At 59.7% G+C, this 16761-nt stretch carries 12 protein-coding genes and 2 pseudogenes; 7 read left to right on the top strand and 7 right to left on the bottom strand.

Annotated elements, in window-relative coordinates; all coding sequences use genetic code 11:
- Positions 1-6: 6 nt before the first annotated feature.
- Positions 7-672 (bottom strand): DUF1971 domain-containing protein, encoded by a 666-nt coding sequence (locus V7S54_RS29985; RefSeq protein WP_336557486.1) that lies wholly within the window; start codon positions 670-672, stop codon positions 7-9.
- Here V7S54_RS29985 and V7S54_RS29980 point away from each other — a divergent pair.
- From V7S54_RS29980 to V7S54_RS29970, 3 genes and pseudogenes are all read left to right on the top strand, one after another.
- Positions 641-1213, top strand: a complete 573-nt coding sequence (locus V7S54_RS29980) for an Rrf2 family transcriptional regulator (RefSeq protein WP_336409605.1) — start codon at positions 641-643, stop codon at positions 1211-1213. The two genes, V7S54_RS29985 and V7S54_RS29980, sit on opposite strands and share 32 nt — an antisense overlap.
- A gap of 190 nt (positions 1214-1403) precedes the next feature.
- Positions 1404-1673, top strand: a pseudogene (locus V7S54_RS29975) (ArsR family transcriptional regulator); the annotation flags it as partial.
- Positions 1657-2160, top strand: coding sequence for an SRPBCC family protein (locus V7S54_RS29970; protein ID WP_336409606.1), 504 nt, complete (start codon positions 1657-1659; stop codon positions 2158-2160). The pseudogene V7S54_RS29975 and the gene V7S54_RS29970, both read left to right, overlap by 17 nt.
- Positions 2161-2393: 233 nt before the next feature.
- Here the strand turns inward: V7S54_RS29970 and V7S54_RS29965 are convergent, their stop codons facing one another.
- Positions 2394-6542 (bottom strand): PAS domain-containing protein, encoded by a 4149-nt coding sequence (locus V7S54_RS29965; RefSeq protein ID WP_336409607.1) that lies wholly within the window; start codon positions 6540-6542, stop codon positions 2394-2396.
- A 606-nt stretch (positions 6543-7148) separates the two neighbouring features.
- Here V7S54_RS29965 and V7S54_RS29960 point away from each other — a divergent pair.
- From V7S54_RS29960 to V7S54_RS29945, 4 genes and pseudogenes are all read left to right on the top strand, one after another.
- A complete protein-coding gene (locus tag V7S54_RS29960; RefSeq protein WP_336409608.1) occupies positions 7149-10154 on the top strand; it encodes a PAS domain-containing protein in 3006 nt (1001 codons plus the stop codon).
- Positions 10151-10783, top strand: a pseudogene (locus V7S54_RS29955) (response regulator transcription factor); the annotation flags it as partial. The gene V7S54_RS29960 and the pseudogene V7S54_RS29955, both read left to right, overlap by 4 nt.
- A 9-nt stretch (positions 10784-10792) precedes the next feature.
- On the top strand, positions 10793-11185 hold the full coding sequence (locus V7S54_RS29950) for a response regulator (RefSeq protein WP_176707579.1): 393 nt from the start codon (positions 10793-10795) through the stop codon (positions 11183-11185).
- 105 nt (positions 11186-11290) lie between these two features.
- Positions 11291-11929, top strand: coding sequence for a response regulator transcription factor (locus tag V7S54_RS29945; protein WP_057248366.1), 639 nt, complete (start codon positions 11291-11293; stop codon positions 11927-11929).
- A gap of 338 nt (positions 11930-12267) precedes the next feature.
- On the opposite strand, the gene V7S54_RS29940 is transcribed toward V7S54_RS29945, so the two are convergent.
- The 5 genes from V7S54_RS29940 to V7S54_RS29920 all read right to left on the bottom strand — a co-directional run bounded on the left by V7S54_RS29940 (position 12268) and on the right by V7S54_RS29920 (position 16368).
- On the bottom strand, positions 12268-12903 hold the full coding sequence (locus V7S54_RS29940; protein WP_112948372.1) for a response regulator transcription factor: 636 nt from the start codon (positions 12901-12903) through the stop codon (positions 12268-12270).
- 127 nt (positions 12904-13030) lie between these two features.
- On the bottom strand, positions 13031-13492 hold the full coding sequence (locus V7S54_RS29935) for a RidA family protein (protein WP_442892631.1): 462 nt from the start codon (positions 13490-13492) through the stop codon (positions 13031-13033).
- A gap of 114 nt (positions 13493-13606) precedes the next feature.
- Positions 13607-14458, bottom strand: a complete 852-nt coding sequence (locus tag V7S54_RS29930) for an alpha/beta fold hydrolase (protein WP_336409609.1) — start codon at positions 14456-14458, stop codon at positions 13607-13609.
- A 279-nt stretch (positions 14459-14737) separates the two neighbouring features.
- Positions 14738-15217, bottom strand: coding sequence for an adenylate/guanylate cyclase domain-containing protein (locus V7S54_RS29925; protein ID WP_336409610.1), 480 nt, complete (start codon positions 15215-15217; stop codon positions 14738-14740).
- 221 nt (positions 15218-15438) lie between these two features.
- Positions 15439-16368, bottom strand: a complete 930-nt coding sequence (locus V7S54_RS29920) for an MBL fold metallo-hydrolase (RefSeq protein WP_336409611.1) — start codon at positions 16366-16368, stop codon at positions 15439-15441.
- Positions 16369-16761: the final 393 nt, after the last annotated feature.

Raw genomic sequence — 16761 nt, 5'->3', positions numbered from 1 at the left:
GGTGCATTAGTGGGGGGCAGGTTGGTGATCGTAGAAGTGCAATTGAAGTTTCACGGGGCCTACGATCTGGAGGTGGTGGGGCACATCCGGGGGGATGATGACCGGCGAGCGGGCGTCCGCTTCGATCGCCGGCTGAGAATGAAGGTGGTAGTGGAGGCTTCCCTCAAGGACGGTGAGCTTCGCCCAGGTCTGCGGCCGCAGCCTGTGAAACTGCAGGAGCGGTTTGGGGACCGTGTCTTCGTCGAAAACCGGTGTGCTCCTATAGGGCCGTGAGGCAAGCTCAAGCGGTCTGGCCGGCGGGACTGCGTGGTCCGATCCAAACAGGGCGGATGACAAACGCGAAGCAATTCTGACGGCCCTTGACTGGATCTCGGCAGCAACCTCCGGCGACAGAGCGTCTGAAGTGACCTTCCTCCAAAGCGTCAACCAGCGCTCGAACATGCCCGGGTGGATGCGTTCAAGGTGGATCAAGTGCATTGCCACCGGATTACCCTTGTAACGGCCGGTCGACATCATCATCGACCCCCAGAATGCCATCATGCGCTCGAGATGGTCGTCCCAATCCGTTACGGCCGCGAAGCCAGCGTTCAAGACCTGGTCGGATCGCACTTCGGCGTAGAAACGTTCAACGATCGTTCGGATGTCTGTTTCGGTTATCGCTTGCGAGCTCATCGCAAATCCGCCCTTAAACATGTATCTCAGGTGCATCTATTTATTCGAGGACAAAGATGCTAATCAAATGCATGTTTTTGGATTGGACTATTTGACGCAGACCCCAATGAGGCTCACCAAGTATACCGACTACGCAATGCGATTGATGATCTATTTGGGATCACGGCCATCGGGGCTTAGCTCGATCCGGGAGATATCGGAAACGTTCTCGGTCTCGCAAAACCATATGATGAAGGTCGTTCAGGACCTTGCGAACGCTGAGTTCCTGGAGTCCGTGCGCGGTCGCAATGGCGGCATACGCCTCGCGAGGCCGACGAACGAGATCAATCTCGGCGCGCTGCTTCGGCATACTGAAGGGCTGACGGATCTGATAGATTGCCACGGCTGTCGTATCGCGCCCGCCTGCGCCTTGCCGAGCGTGCTTTCGGAAGCCACAGCCGCCTTTGTGGCGGTTTTCGACAAATACACGCTCGCCGATCTCGTGGGCAAGCGTTCGGCGCTCGGCGAGCTTTTGGGCTTCGGGGGGCATTCGTCGGGGTGAGGTTATGTCGTGGCCCTTCGAAGACGCGGCCATTCTCCTTGTCACCCTTTGCAGGTGATCGCGGGCAGGTCGCGATTGAAACTCCCGGATAGCGAGGGGAGAGCGCCAAACAGGCCAAGCTCATGTCTTGCGGAATGAACCTTTAACAGAGGGAATAATAACTGGGTCATTAGTTCTGATCCCATCAAGGCAAGGGGACGCGTCGATCACCAGTCTCGCCGATACGTTCCAGATAACGCTGACCGGCATGAAGAAGCACGTCCAGGTTCTCGAGCGGGCGGGGTTCGTCGTCACGCAGAAGGTCGGACGGGTGAGAACCTGCAAGCTCGGGAAACGCGGCCTCCAACCGGAGGCCGAGTGGATCGAGGCGCATCGCAAACTCTTCGAGGCCCGCTTCGAAGCATTGGACGAAATTGTCGGCGAAATGAAACTGGAGGGAAGCGATGAATCAGCAAGTTGACAGTGCAGGTGGCGCGCAGAACCGCACGTCAGTCGAGCGCAAAGGGGATCGCGAACTCGTCGTAGCGCGGACTTTCGATGCGCCGCCGAGCACGGTTTACAGAGCGTGGAGCCAGCCCGAGCTGTTTCAGCGCTGGTGGGTGCCAAAATCGGTACCCGGCTTGTCGATCGTATCGTGCGATATAGATGTCCGTACCGGCGGCAAATACCGGCTGGTATTCGGCGTCGGTGGTTCGGACACCATGGCCTTCTACGGCAAGTATCTCGAGGTGGTGCAAAACGAGCGCATCGTCTGGACCAACGACGAGGGCGAAGAGGGCGCGGTCACGACCGTGACTTTCGAGGACCAGGGCGGAAAGACGCTGCTGACGTTTTGCGAAGTCTATCCGTCCGCGGAGGCGCTTGAGGAAGCACTGCAGGGCTCGGCGGCCGCATTGCCGGAACAGCTGGAGCAGCTCGACGAATTGCTTTCCAGCAAAGGCGAATAAAGTTGGTCGGAAATTCATCTCGGGAGGCGTCTGCTCTTGGCAAGTGGCTCCGCCGGCCCTTCCGGCCGGAGTGAAGGCCTGTCAGCGGCGGGGGCCGAAAGGAGACGGACTGCCTTTGGAGTGCACGCGATGAAAGTTGACCTGCGCTGGCTAAAGGGCATGCGACGCTAACGGCAGTCGGAGATGAAGACTAACAGCGTGATTTTTTTGCACGCAGCCCTGTGAGGCAATCGTCATGTCGTTGGGTTGGTTTCGATCGGCAATGTGAAAACAAACGTCGATCCATGGGGTTCGTTTTTTTCTGCCCACAGACGTCCGCCGTGAGACTCGACGATCGAACGGCAGATCGCCAACCCCATGCCCATGCCGTCGTTCTTCGTGGTGAAGAACGGTTCGAAAATCCTGTCGGGGTTTTGGACCCCAGCGCCCCAATCGCTGACAGCGATGCGGATCATGTCATCGATACGCGTCGCATGCAGGCTGACCATCCGCAGATCCGCAGTGGATGCCATCGCCTCTATGCCGTTTCGGATTAGGTTGACCAGTATCTGTTGAAGCTGGACGCGATCCATGGCGACCGGAGACAGGTCACCTTCGACATCGACCTGTATGCGGACGCGGCGCCGCATGGCCTCCTCGGCCATAAGGCTGCGCACTTCGGCAATGACTCTGTCCACCGTTGTGCTCATCCCAGGTTCAACCGACCTTGTGAACAATGCACGGATGCGGCTCACGACGTCTGCGGCGGCGTTTGCATCGCGAGTAATGCGTTCCACCGTCCTTTGCGCTCGCTCAAGGTTTGGCGGATCAGCAGATAGCCAGCGTTGGCACGCATGCGAATTTGTCACGATCGCTGCCAACGGCTGGTTCACCTCATGGGCGATCGAGGCGGAAAGTTCGGCAAGGCTAGCGGCTTGAGACGCACGCGCGAGACCATCGCGCGCAGCCCGCAAATCTTCCTGGGCCCGAACTTCGCTGTCTATGTCGATGCAAATGACGTTCCACTGGACGATCAGCCCCTCTGCGTCCCTCATGGGCGCTGCTCGGGTTTCCACCCAGCGATACTCTCCGTCCGACCGACGAAGTCGATGCTTCTGCGCATAGGGCGTGCCGGTCGACATGGCATGGCCGCAGTTCTCATGGACCTGAGGCATATCGTCGGGATGGACGGCAGCACCAAGCGCGCCCGACGGCCTTGCTTCTCCCGAGGCGTCCGGCGCTTCCAACTTGTACCCCAGATACTCGCGAAGCTGTTCGCTGCGGTAGACAGGATCACCGTTCGGGTCGGTGCATTCGACCATCGCAGGCAAGGTTTCAATGAGCTGTCGAAGCGAGCGCTCACGCTCGCGCAAGACCTGTTCTACTCGGAGCTGATCGTCGATGTCGTGACAAATGCCGAACCATTGCAGGATCTGACCGGTGGCGTCCCGCAAGGGGGCACCGCGGCCCGACATCCAGCGATAGACGCCATCGGCGCGGCGTAACCGGTAGTTTAACGAGAAGCTCTCGCCAGTGACGAAAGCCTCTCTAAGCGTGGCATCCATCTTCGCCGCGTCATCCGGGTGAAGCGCGGCCGTTATGGCAGCGGCGAGAACGCTGCCGGTCCCCTGATAGTCCTTCACGTCGTGGCCCAGGAATTCAATCAGGCTCTTGCTGAAGAAGACCGGTTCCCCATCCGTGTTTAACCGCCAGAGTGGGCTGGGCACCATATCGACCAGCTGCGAGAGTTCGCGTTCCCGATCGAATAGCCGTTGTTGGACGCGCACTTCGTCGTCGACATCGATGGCAACGGCATACCACTGCACGATCGTCCCGCTTTGATCGCGCAATGGCTCGCAGCGTCCATCCACCCAGCGGTATGCGCCGTCGGCGCGCAGCATGCGATATCTGTTGGAGAATGGTTCACCGGTGGAGAGGCCGTGCGTGGCGTTCTCACGCACGGAGGCAATATCGTCTGGATGGACGACAGAACGCATCATCGCGCCCGCGCGGGGCATGCCCGGCTTGTTCACGTCGATGGCATCGAATCCGAGGAAGTCCACCAACCGCTTGTTCAGAAAGCTCAGTTCACCGCTGGCGGTCTGGCGGGCGATGAAGGCCGGCACCATGTCGACGAGCAGGGACAGCTCGCGCTCGCGATCGTGCAATGCGTTTTGAGCCCGCATCTGATCGTCGATATCAAGCGAAACGCCATACCACTCCTCGATCTCTCCTTCCTGATTGCGACGAGGTTCGACCCGGCATTCCACCCAGCGATATCCGCTTTCAATTTCAAGCCAACGAAAGCGCAACGTCGCGCTACTGCCGGTCTCGAAACATCTTTGCAGCGTGTCCCCGACGGCCGAAGCGTCGTCCGGATGGATCAGCTTCTGAAGCAGACTTTCGATACTCTGCTCCCCGTGCGCTTCGAAGCTTGCGACAACCGAGCGGAAACGGTCTCGGAACTGTTTGTTGAAGTAGACTGAGCCGGTCGATGGCGTCGCGCTCCAGATGCGGACCGGCACTGCGTCGATCATCACTTGAAGCTGCCTCTGACTACGGCGCAATGCGTCCTCGGCGTGGGTCAGATCATCGATGTCATGGCAAATGCCGTACCACTGGACGATTCGCCCTGATTGATCCCGCATTGGCTCTGCCCGGCTCGACATCCAGCGAAAGACGCCATCGGCCCGGCGCAGGCGATACCGCATAGCAAAGTCTTCACCGGTTTCGAGGCAATGTCGAAGCAGGTCGACGAATGCACCTGCCTCGGCGGGATGCACGGAGGCTTCGACCATGGCTGCCAGCCGGGTTTTTCCCGGTTTGTCCGTGTCACAAATGTCCAAGCCGAGAAAGTCGACCATGCGTTTGTTGAAGAAGGTCGGCTCGCCATCGGGGGTCAAGCGCCAAACGTGACTTGGCACCATGTTCACAAGGTGCAGCAGCTCCTGCTCCCGTTCGCGCAGTGCTGCCTGCGCGCTTACTGCGTCTTCGATGTCGACGGAAACGCCATACCATTGCAAGATCGTTCCGGCCTCGTCACGCAAGGGTGCAGCCCGGCTCTCGACCCAACGATGGGGACCATTTGCGCGCCGCTGACGATATCTGCCCGCAAAGGTCGTGCCCGCCTCGAACGCGCGTTTCAGCGCCTCATCGGTGGCAGTGCGGTCATCCGGGTGAATGTCCGTCAAGGATCGTCTTCCGTTGGCCGCAACCAGATCCGTCAGCGCCAGCCCGGTAGTGTCGGTGGCCCACTTGTTGAGGTAGCACGGCGTTCCGTCAGGCGTGGCGCTCCAAATGAGAGCCGGAACGGCGTCGATCAAGCGTTGCAGCCGGAGTTCGCTTTGACGAGCGGTGACGAGTGCCAGTTGGTGCTGCCTGGAAATGGCTGCGACGACAAGCGCCGAGAATGCGGAAATGACGAGGAAGAGCTGCAGCATGACCTGCTGTTGCCTTTGCGATCCGGCATCACCGATAAACTGGCTGTCTCCGGATATCGTGAGCGCCATCGTAATCAGCGTCAGGAGCGTCAAGGCGACAGCGGCACCTCGGAATTCGAAACGTGCGGCGGCCCAAAGCAGAAACGGCAAAATGATATATGGAGAGGGGAAGAAGCGAGCGCTCAAGGAAAGGGCGGCAACGCCCAGGAAGATGAGGCAGAGAACGGCAGCCTCCGTCCAGCGTTCGACAGATAGACTTGACTCTCCGCGCCAGGAACGGACGAGGACCAGCACCAATGGTGCTACCAGCAAGATGCCTGTCGCATCTCCAATCCAGAACAGTGGCCACACGGACGCGAATGTCTGGGATTTCACGCCGAACCAGGCAAGGGTTGCGCTCCCGACGGTCGCGCTTGCGAGTGGTGCTACTCCCGCCCCCAATATGACGAAAGCCAGGACCTGCTGGAGGGTTTCCAGTCGGACGGGGCGACCTGTGGCGCTGCTTACGAGCATCGCACCCACGGAAGCGCAGAGCGCGTTGCCGACGAAGATCAAAAATCCTGCGGGAAGTGGGCTGTGAAACCAGACAAGCTGGGCAAACATCTCGGCAAGGCAACCGCTGACGATCCACCATGGCCAACTGTAGGCAGAGGTGAGGATGAGTGTCGCCATAAATACGCCGCCGGGAGGCCAGATCGAGACGGTGATGCCCGGGACGATAGCGAGCACATTCGCGAATCCGCAGCCCAGCACGTAGGCTGCGAAGAACGCGACCAGATGCAACAGCTGCGGGCGGCTTGATCGAAACTGCCGCCACTGTGAAGCAGGCCCGAGGGACGGTCGGTAGGTCGGTGCGCGCGGTAACGCGCTCGCCGCGGGCCCTGGCGACGTTCGCTCGCGCCCCTGAATAGGCTGGCTGACTGTCTCTGAATGGCTGTCGCCAACTCTAGAAGCTGATTCCATCGGCTGCTCCGATCGGACAGAGAAAGCCTGGGCGCAGTAGGCCCTACCAAGGCAGTATAAACGCATTCGGATGGGACGAACCATTCACCCGTTTCCCTTGATCCTATCGCAATCACAGCCATGCCGCAGCCTATGGAAGTCCATGATGCCTGCGGGGATTGTCAGCGCTCTGCCCTGCGGTTTCACGCAGAACCTCGACCGAGCGCTTCGAGACGTCGCGGCGATCGGCAGGTGCGCCGGGCGATCGTTCGGAACCATGCCTTGCGGGTGGTGACAAGGCTATCTTGACGAAGGCTGGCTCATCTGCCGGTCTCGCGACGAGACGATAGTCCCGTTTGTGCCGAAGCAACCATCCATCGGCCTGGCTGCTGTGCATTAGGGAACCGTCTTGCCGCCCAGGTCGCGCTGCCAGACGAGGCCGAGAGTTACTCTTCGCCTATGCGGAGGTACAGCTTAGAATACACTGCCAGTTGTCATAGATTTCCATAGGATGCAGGGGAGACGCGGCGAGAATAGGATGGGCGGCTAGTTCGCGCAGTCCGGATATCGAGAACGACTGCTATGCAGAGCGCTGATAGTGGCTTCCTCGTCCTGCAGGAGAAGGCAATGACGAAGGCGTTCGACACACCTGACGAAATCGGGCTGGAAGCAATGCAGGCGGTGCGGATCATCGAAAGTGTGGTCGGCAACGCTTGGGCTGCGAACCCGGCCGGTGAGATCGTTTGCGTCAGCCCTGCGGTGCTGTCGCGGCTGGCCCTGACGCTTGAGGAGTTCAGCTCACAGTCGGATGGTGGTCCTCTCGGCTGGAGGAGAATGATCCATCCGGACGATTACGGACGGTCAATGGCGCTCTGGCACTGGTCCCTTGAATCGGGCGAGCACTTCAATATCGAGCATCGAACTCTGCGCAAAAGCGGCGCTTACGGTTGGAGCCGCACGTCTGCTCAGCCCTTGCGCGATGGTGATGATCGTATCCTTGGCTGGTACGGCGCCATAATCGACATCGAAACGTCTGACGCGGCCGCTCGTTTTGCCGATACGGCGGAGGCGGCCGTACAGGAATTGCCAAGCTCATTGAGCGCAATTCACCCCGACGATCGAACTGCAGCGGCTCATGCGGCCGCGCGTGCGTTCTGGACGGGTGTTCCCCAGGTCACCAGGCACAGACAGCGACAGCCCGACGGCAAGTATAGGTGGACGGAAACCCGTGCCGAGCCCGGGTACAGCGTCAGCGTCGACATCGACGAGTTGGTGACGGATCGCGAGCCTCGTATGGTTACGGCATCCGATACCGCTGGTGAGCCAGAACCATTGCGGTCTGCGAGAGCTGTCGAGAGCATATTCGGCAACGGCTGGGCGTTCGATGCGCGCGGACGCTGGATTTACCTGCATCCATTTGCGCAGAACTCGCTCGGCGTCACTGCGGAACAACTGAACGTTTCCGTTGACGAAGGTCACACGGCCTGGAAGCAATTGCTGCATCCGGACGATTACGAGCGGACCGCAGCGGCATGGAATCGTTGCCTCGAAACGGGGGATGACTTCAACGTCGAGTTTCGCTTCCGCCGCGTATCTGGAAGTTATGTCTGGGCCAGGACTGCCGCCCGGGCCGCCCGCGACGCCCGAGGCCGCATCGTGGGCTGGTTCGGCATCGCGCTCGACATCGATGTTTACAAGAAGACCGTTGAGGCGTTGCGTGGCCGAGAGCTCGAACTCTCGCAGCTTGTCGACATGGTCCCGGTTCACATCCGCCGACTTGGGCCCAACGGCGAACCGACCTTTTTCAACAAGCGCCTGCTTGATTTCTATGGGTGGAAAGATCTCGCACAGTTGGAAACACCGGCGGGCAGCCGGCTGGCGACGGCGATGGAAATGCTCGTGCATCCGGACGACTCCGCGCGCCTCCTGGAAGCGGTCCGCCATTCCGTTGCGACAGGCGAATCTTACGGAATGAAGTACCGCTTGCGCCGCTCGGACGGTGTCTACCGTTGGGTCGACGGGCGTGCGGCGCCGCTGATCGACCCGGAGGGGGGGATCGCAAATTGGTATGCGATCTCGATCGACATCGATGATGAGATGCGTGCACAGAACGCGTTGCGCGACCGCGAAAGAGAACTCCTACAGCTCGTCGATATCGTTCCCAGCCTGCTTTGGCGCCTGAACCGTCAGGGCGAGCCAACATTTTTCAACAGGCGACTGATGTGCTTTCTCGGTCTGGATGCAGCGAGTTCCGATCAGCCAGACCCGAGCCGCCTGGCGGCCGCCTTCAGAACGTCCGTCCACCCGGACGACGCATCCGGCCTTGAGGACGCCCTGAAGCAATCTATCGCTACCGGCGAAAACTTCTCAAAAAGGTTTCGCCTCCGCCGATCGGATGGTGTCTATCGCTGGGTTGAAAGCAGTGCGGAACCCCTGCGCGACGACAGTGGACAGATCGTGCAATGGTACGGGCTGTCACATGATATCGACGATCAATTGCGCGTCGAGGAAGCGCTGCGCGAACGCGAGCGATCGCTTTGGCAACTGGTGGAGACATTGCCGGCGATGATCGACTGCGCCGCGCCAAACGGCGAGCCGGTCTATCGCAGCCAGCAGTTGCGGGAGTTTCTCGGGTATAACCTTGAAGATCTGGACCGAACCGGGAAGTCTCGGCTGGACGCAACGCTTGATGCAGGGGTGCATCCCGACGATGTTGCAGGGGTCAAGGAGAAGTATGCGCATTCCCTGGCCACTGGCGAACCTTATGCGCGCAAACACCGTCTGCGGCGGTTTGACGGCGAGTATCGGTGGGTCGAGACCAGAGCGGCTGCCATGCGCAATCTGGAGGGCGCAATCATCCAGTGGAACGTGATTTGCCTTGATATCGATGGCGAGGTTCAGGCGCAGGACGAATTGCGTCTTGCGCAAGAGAGGCTTTCCAGAGCCAGTCAGTCGGCGAGCCTGGCTGAGCTTTCCGCATCAATCGCCCATGAGGTGAACCAACCATTGGCAGCGATCGTGGCCAACTCCAACGCCTGTCACCGTTGGCTGCTGGCCGAACCACCCAATCTCGATCGGGCAAAGATCACAGCCGAACGCATCATCCGTGACGCCAACTCTGCGGCGGAGGTCGTCAGCCGCATCCGCGCCCTGTTCAGACAGCGCGTCGAGCCGCAGAGCAATACCGATCTTGTGAACGTGATTGCCGAAGCAGTTCATCTCATCACAGAGGAGGCCATGCGCCGTCGCGTCCGGGTCGAGGTCGATATCGAGCAAGCCCTCCCGAACGTTGTCGTCGACCAGGTGCAGATCCAGCAGGTTCTGGTGAACCTCATTCGTAACGGTATGGACGCGATGGACGCCGCTGTTCGCGACCGCGTCGTTAGCGTCAGGGTCCATCGCGTTGGTGATTTTGTTGCGACCGAGGTCAGTGACCGTGGCACGGGTGTCGCGTTTCCTGAACGAATTTTCGAAGCCTTCTTTACGACGAAAGTGAATGGAATGGGGATGGGCCTGGCAATTTGTCGTTCGATCATTGAGTCGCACGGGGGGCGACTGTGGGTGCAAAACAATGAACCGAGTGGCGCAATCTTCACGTTTACGTTGCCGATTGAAGTGGAAGCGGTGGCATGACGAACGACGAATACACAGTTTTCATCGTCGATGACGACAATCGGATCCGCGAGGCTCTGTGCGATCTTTTGGCCTCACACGGTATCCAGTCGATCGCCTTCGGTTCGGCCGGAGACTATGTCAATTCAGAGAAACCAGACACGCCAGCCTGCCTGCTGTTGGATATCGAGTTGCCGGACATCAACGGTCTGGATCTTCAAAGTGAAATAGCGACAGGGGAACATCCACCGATCGTATTCATAACCGGTCACGGAGATATCCGTTCGTCGGTGCGCGCCATAAAGGACGGCGCGGTGGACTTTTTGACCAAACCGTTTACCGACGCGGACTTGATGGCCGCCATTCACACGGCCATTGCCCAAGACGAGGAAAGACGAGCCGAGCGCGCAGAGTTCGCAAAGCTGAGGCGGCGCTATCTCGACCTGACACCGCGCGAACGCGAGGTGCTGCCGCTGGTCATAAGCGGGCTACTCAACAAGCAGGCGGCCGCAGAACTCGGCATCAGTGAGGTGACCCTGCAGATCCACCGGCGAAATGTGATGCAGAAGATGAAGGCGGGTTCTTTTGCCGACTTGGTCCGGATCGCGGAACGTTTGAAGATCCCCATCACGCATGCCCGCAAGACCGGCGTGAAATCGATGGCTTTGCCGCATCGGCAGGTCGTCGCGATTGTTGACGACGATCCGAGATTGCTGGAGTCGCTGGAGGACCTCTTGGAGTCGGCCGGCTACTCAGCTCGCAGCTTTTCGTCGGGCCGATCGCTTCTTTCCGCTGGGCTACCGGGTTTGGATGCGCTCATCACGGATATCGGTATGCCGGGAATGGACGGGTTCGAACTTAGAGACTTGGTAAAGAGGAAAGAGCCGAGTCTGCCTGTTTTCCTGATGACTGGACGGCACGAGATCGCCGATCAGCTGAGTGTGCACGACCGGACTTGCTGCTTCAGAAAACCCTTCGATGCGCAGGTTCTGCTTGCCACGCTTGCCGCTGCATTGTCCGACCGAGACATGGAGGGGAGCGATGAAGCCTGAACTACTGCTCAAACCGACGGTCGTTTCGCACGCGCACCGTCAAAGCGAACGCCCGCTCGTCGTGATCGTCGATGATGCGCGCGGGATGAAACAGAGGCCAATCTGATGCAACACGCTCAAACCAAGGCGGAAAAGCTTGCGGAACCTATCGTCTACGTCGTTGACGACGACGAGGCGATGCGGGAAGCGTTGCTCGATTTGTTCACGGTGACCCAAAAGCGGGCGACTGCCTTCTCGAACGGTCCAGAGTTCTTGGAGACTGCCGACATTCAGGCGCCCGGTTGCCTTGTCCTGGATCTGCGTATGCCGGGCGGCACCGGCCTGGACCTACAGGAACATCTCCTGCTTGCCGGGAGCCGGCTGCCTGTCATCTTTCTGACGGGTCACGCAGACATTCCAACAAGCGTAAAGGCGATGAAGGCTGGCGCCATGGATTTCCTCACAAAGCCTTTCTCCGACCAGGATCTCCTCGAGGCCGTAGATCGTGCCATAAAACTCGACGCCGAGCGCCGCAAAGTCGAGGCGGAACGCGACCGGATCCAGGCGCTGGTGGATACCCTTTCTCCTCGCGAGCAGGAAGTGATGTTTGCGGTGGTCAGTGGCCTTATGAACAAGCAGGTGGCCTACCAACTCGGCATTAGCGAAATGACCGTTAAGCTCCATCGGATGAGCCTTATGCGCAAGATGCAGAGCCGTTCGCTGGCAGATCTCGTTCGGAAAACCGAACAGCTACGACGCAATTGAGCGACGCGCGGACCCGCAGGATTCGACCCTCGTCAAGAAAAGGAGGCCGCCTGCCCTTGGTCAAACCGCCCCTAGGTGTGCCGGCCTTGGGCGGCCGTGCCGCGGGGAGGGGACTGCGGCACTCAGATAATCACCTCCTGACGAAGGTGCCGGCCAAGGATGGTGCTGGAAGCCTACCGTCTTTCAAGCACCTGCATCTATACGTTCGTTTAGCGAAGCCGATCGCGACGCGAAGCCGGTTGTTTGTTGGACACATCACGCTGCGGACCGCAATGGGGCCAGGACGGCCGGAAAAGAGGCGCGACCGACTCTTGCGCTCGCAAGCTCAGGCAGCGACCTCACTGAAGCAGTTCTGACTTCCTTACTAGGTCGCTGAATGTACGGGCCTGCATCTTCTTCATCGCGCTTGCGCGATGAAGCTTGACCATGATTTCGCTGATCCCCAGTTCGTATGCGGCCTGCTTGTTCATGAGACCTTGGGTGACAAGCTTCATTACCTGCCTCTCGCGGGGGGTGAGGCTGGCCGCGCACTGGCGGGCGTGTTTTCGCCTTGCAGCCACTTCCCGCTGCTTTTTTCCTTCCTCCATAGCTGCGGCCACCGCACAAAGCAGGTCATCCACCTCGAAGGGTTTCAACAGGAAATCGACGGCTCCCGCCTTCATGGCAGTGACGCTCGTCGGGACGTCTCCATCGCCGGTCATGAAAACGATCGGAAGGTCGAAGCCCGCATCCGACAGTTTCCTTTGATACTCGATACCGCTCATGCCGGGCAGTTTCACATCGAGCAACAGGCACCCTGCGGCCTCCGGGTCGCCCCTTTCGTCGAAATCCGCGGTGTCGACGAAGGCTTCGGCCTGTATTCCTGAAGAACAGAAGAGTTCCAGCAGCGCCGAGCGAATCCTTTCATCGTCGTCGATGATGTGGACTATGTTGACGTCGGTGGCTGCTTCGATGGGGTTTGAACGTTCGGGCATTGATTAGCTCCCTTGATCGTCAGGTACCAAGATCCACCCATTTTATCCGACGTGGTTCTGCTGGCTATAAAACGAAGGTTTGCTCAACCTCGACTGTCCGCCCGGTTGACCAGCCGCTGGCTTGCTGTCAGGCGCCGCAAATCGAAACGCACGGTGCGATCGCCCGAAAGGTGACCTCGATCAGTTGTTCGGGAAATGCCAGGCGGGAAACCCCAATGAGGTTGCTCGCACATTCAGGCACCTCGGCTCCATACATCTCCTTGCGGACCTTGCCAGCAGCCGCAAATGCGGCATCGACATCGAGCACATAGAGTGTCTCTTCGACCACATCGTCGAGTGAAGCGCCGAATTCGGCAAGCACGGCGACGGCATTGGCGTAGGTCTGCCGCATCTGCTCTTCCATGGTTGAAAAATCGACCGGTCTTCCGGATGGATCCAGTTTTGCCGGTGCGACGAGGTTGCCGGCCCAGTCGTGGCTTAGCTGGCCGGAGACATAGATGATGCCTTTAACCTGCACGGCCTGAGAGTAGCCGTAGGCTTTTTCCCACGGCACACCGAAGTTTGCGGTCCGTTTTTTCGGGGAACACATGAAATCCTCCATTCCTTCCGGGTAGGCGGCGGCCGCAATTCGCAACCGCTCGAAGCTCAGTTCTGTTTCAGGTCGCGTGTGGCGAAGAAGGGCGCCGAGGCGCCCTTCCACTCTCTACTTGGTGATAAAGCTGAGAATGTCCTGGTTGATGACGGCCGCGTGCGTGGTCGCCATGCCGTGAGGGAAGCCCTCGTAGATCTTGAGGGTGGAGTTCTTCAGAAGTTGAGCTGAACGGGGGGCGGAAATTGCCAGCGGAACGACCTGGTCGTCATCGCCATGCAGTACCAGGGTCGGCACGTCGATCATCTTGAGGTCTTCGGTAAAGTCGGTTTCCGAGAAGGCCTTGACGCCAAGATAGTGGGCATTGGCGGCTCCCATCATCCCCTGTCGCCACCAATTGTGGCTTACGGCTGCAGATGGCGTGGCGCCAGGGCGGTTGAAGCCGTAGAAGGGTCCGTTTGCGATGTCGTGATAGAGCTGCGCCCTGTTGGTTGCGAGCGCCTCGCGGTAGCCGTCAAGCGCTTCGATCGGGAGCCCCTCGGGGTTGGTCGGTGTCCTGAGCATAAGCGGTGGTACCGCGCCGATCAGGACGAGCTTGGCCACGCGGCCCTCGCCGTGACGGGCGACGTACCGGGTCGCTTCGCCACCACCCGTCGAATGCCCGATATGGATCGCGTTGCGCAAATCCAATTGCCGCACGAGGGAGGCTACGTCGGAAGCGTAATGGTCCATGTCATGGCCACCGCTCACCTGCTCGGATCGCCCGTGGCCACGGCGGTCATGGGCAATGACGCGATAGCCTTTTGTGAGGAAGAAAAGCATCTGGTTGTCCCAGTCATCTCCGCTCAACGGCCACCCGTGATGGAACACGATCGGCTGCGCGTCGCGTGGCCCCCAATCCTTGTAGAAAATCCTGGTCCAATCTTCTGTCGTTACGTATCCGTGACCGGGTTGCTCGGCTGTCATGGCCATTCCTTTCCGTGCTGGTTTTGCCGCATCAAATGATGCTTTCAAGCCGCGATGCTCAGCCCACGAAACACGGCCCTGACGTAGGCCCCTTCGTTAACGCAAGACCGTTTTGACCCCCTGGCAGGAACCGTATTTCGGCGGGTGTAGCGGCTGGCAGGCGGCGTGAAGACGCTAGCACCTGGCGCATGGCGGGAAAGGTATACCTTGGTTTCGACGATCTCTCGCAGTCCGCCTGGACCCTGATGGCGTGGTCACGAAAAATGGCGTTGCGGCAGCCTAACCAAACGTCACGCCGCTGCCCGGACTTTCAAGGCGCAAGGCATACACCTCGATCGAGGTTGCGATGCCGTCCACCATATGAGACCCGAGACGTTCGGTTTGCGCATGGCACCCTGCTGTGTCCACGAACTCTTGCGAGAGAAGTGCGGGACGGCGCAGGCGTTTGGTGAGTGCCTCGAGCTTGAAGGCCCTGTTGACGGCAGAACCGATCACAGTGAAGTCGAGACGGTGTCTTGAACCGATGTTGCCGTAATTGACCGCGCCGAGGTGGATGCCCAAGCCGAAACGCACGTGGTCGTCTTGCAGCCAAAGGCGAGACGCAGCCTGATACCCCTCCCGGACCGCCGCGATCAGGTCCATGCAGGCTTCCTTACGGTCCATCGGAAAAATGGCAAGCAGACCGTCTCCGATAAATTTCAGGATTTCTCCGCCATGCTTTTCAATCGGTTCTCCGACGGCGTCGAAGAAGCTGTTCACCGATAATATGCGGCTGCGATCGCGTCCGCTTTGATAGGGAGTTCGAAGCGGCGGCTCTCAGGGTTGTCTAGAACACGGTGCGGCAAGTTTAGCCTCCTCGCTGCTAACCAGGGTCAACGGCCGATCGATGCCTCGCGGCGAAAAAGCGCCGTACGGGGCAACAATCGACCGTTGCTCAGGCCAAGGCAGTCGCCTGGTTCATTCCTGACAGAAGCTCTCGGTCAATAGTCCCACCAGGCCGGAACCCAGCGGTAAAGGTCGCCGGCGGTTGCGACACGGCCGACCGATGGGAACGGCATGTGCGTTGAAACCAGCCAGGAGCCAGTCTCCGCAAGCTCACGCATAAGCCGCAGCCGGACTCGGGTCGCCTCTTCAGGGTCGTGTTCGAAGCCGTTGTGCCACTCGGGGTGGTCGAAGGAGACGGGGAACAGGGCATCGCCGCCGAACATCAGCCGCTCGCCACCGGACGAAATGCGGACCACGCTGTGCCCGGGGGTGTGACCGCCGGTACGAGTGACCACCACGCCCGGTGCCACTTGGGCCTCTTCGTCAAAAGTCCGCAGATTGCTGCGATACGCTTTCAGAAAATCGAGGGACGCCTTGCGCGCCAGATCTGCGAGCGCCGGTGGCATGGCGGTAAGCGAGAAATCGGGCGCCTGCCAGAACTTGGTCTCGGCGGCGCACACGTGGACGCGAAGATCCGGGCGCATGCGCTCCTTCACGCCTTCTACGAGGAGCCCGCCGACATGGTCGAAGTGCATGTGCGTCAGCACCACGTCGGTCACGGCGGCAAGATCGACGCCGGCGGCTTCCAATCGATGGACGAACTGTCCGGCCCGCGGGAAATCGGGATACTCTTCGCCGAGACCGCTGTCGATGAGGATCGTCTGGTCGCCGCTGCGCACGACAACGGCGTTCAGCGCCCAATCGAAGGCAACCTTTGACAGAAACCTGTCATCGAGCCACGCGCCCCGCACCTCGGCGTCGGCGTTGGTGGCCATCGACTCGGCCGGTGGGGTCAAGATGCCATCGCTGATGACCAGTACGTCGATGTCACCGACCCGTACCGCGTAGCGTGAAGGAACCAGTTCATCCGGCGCGGGTCTTTCTTGCGTGACGATCTTTCGGGGAATTGTTTGTGCATTCGACATGATGCGCTCCTGTTTTCGCGGTTGAGATGTGCCGGTCAGGGTTACATCGCGGAGTCTAGGTTCGGGTCTTTTGGCGGTCGAGCTACACCTGAGTATGGGGCTGCTCGTGCTCGGCCCCCGTGAAGCGAGTTCGTGCGCTTCGATCGGCGCGCCACGCGCACGCTTTGCTTCCATGCTTGTCAACGGTGGATCGAGCGAATGTCGCCAAACATGCGTATAGTTTCGGCGGTCAATTCAATCGCCTAGCCTGGGTGCAGTATGCGCAGGCGGCCGTTGCTCGGTCCGTGACATCACGAACGTGATGATTGGCACAACCGCAGGCGGACTGAACTCCATGACACCCACAGAGGTTAAATTGATCGCCCTTTCCGGTGCGCAGCCGCTGCTGGACGT

Origin of the sequence: Ensifer sp. CCNWLY38, assembly GCF_037120565.1 — a bacterium.
In the GTDB taxonomy this organism is placed as follows: domain Bacteria; phylum Pseudomonadota; class Alphaproteobacteria; order Rhizobiales; family Rhizobiaceae; genus Ensifer; species Ensifer adhaerens_H.
The sequence above is the reverse complement of the archived record's forward strand: the minus strand, read 5'-3'. Positions and strand labels throughout refer to the sequence as shown.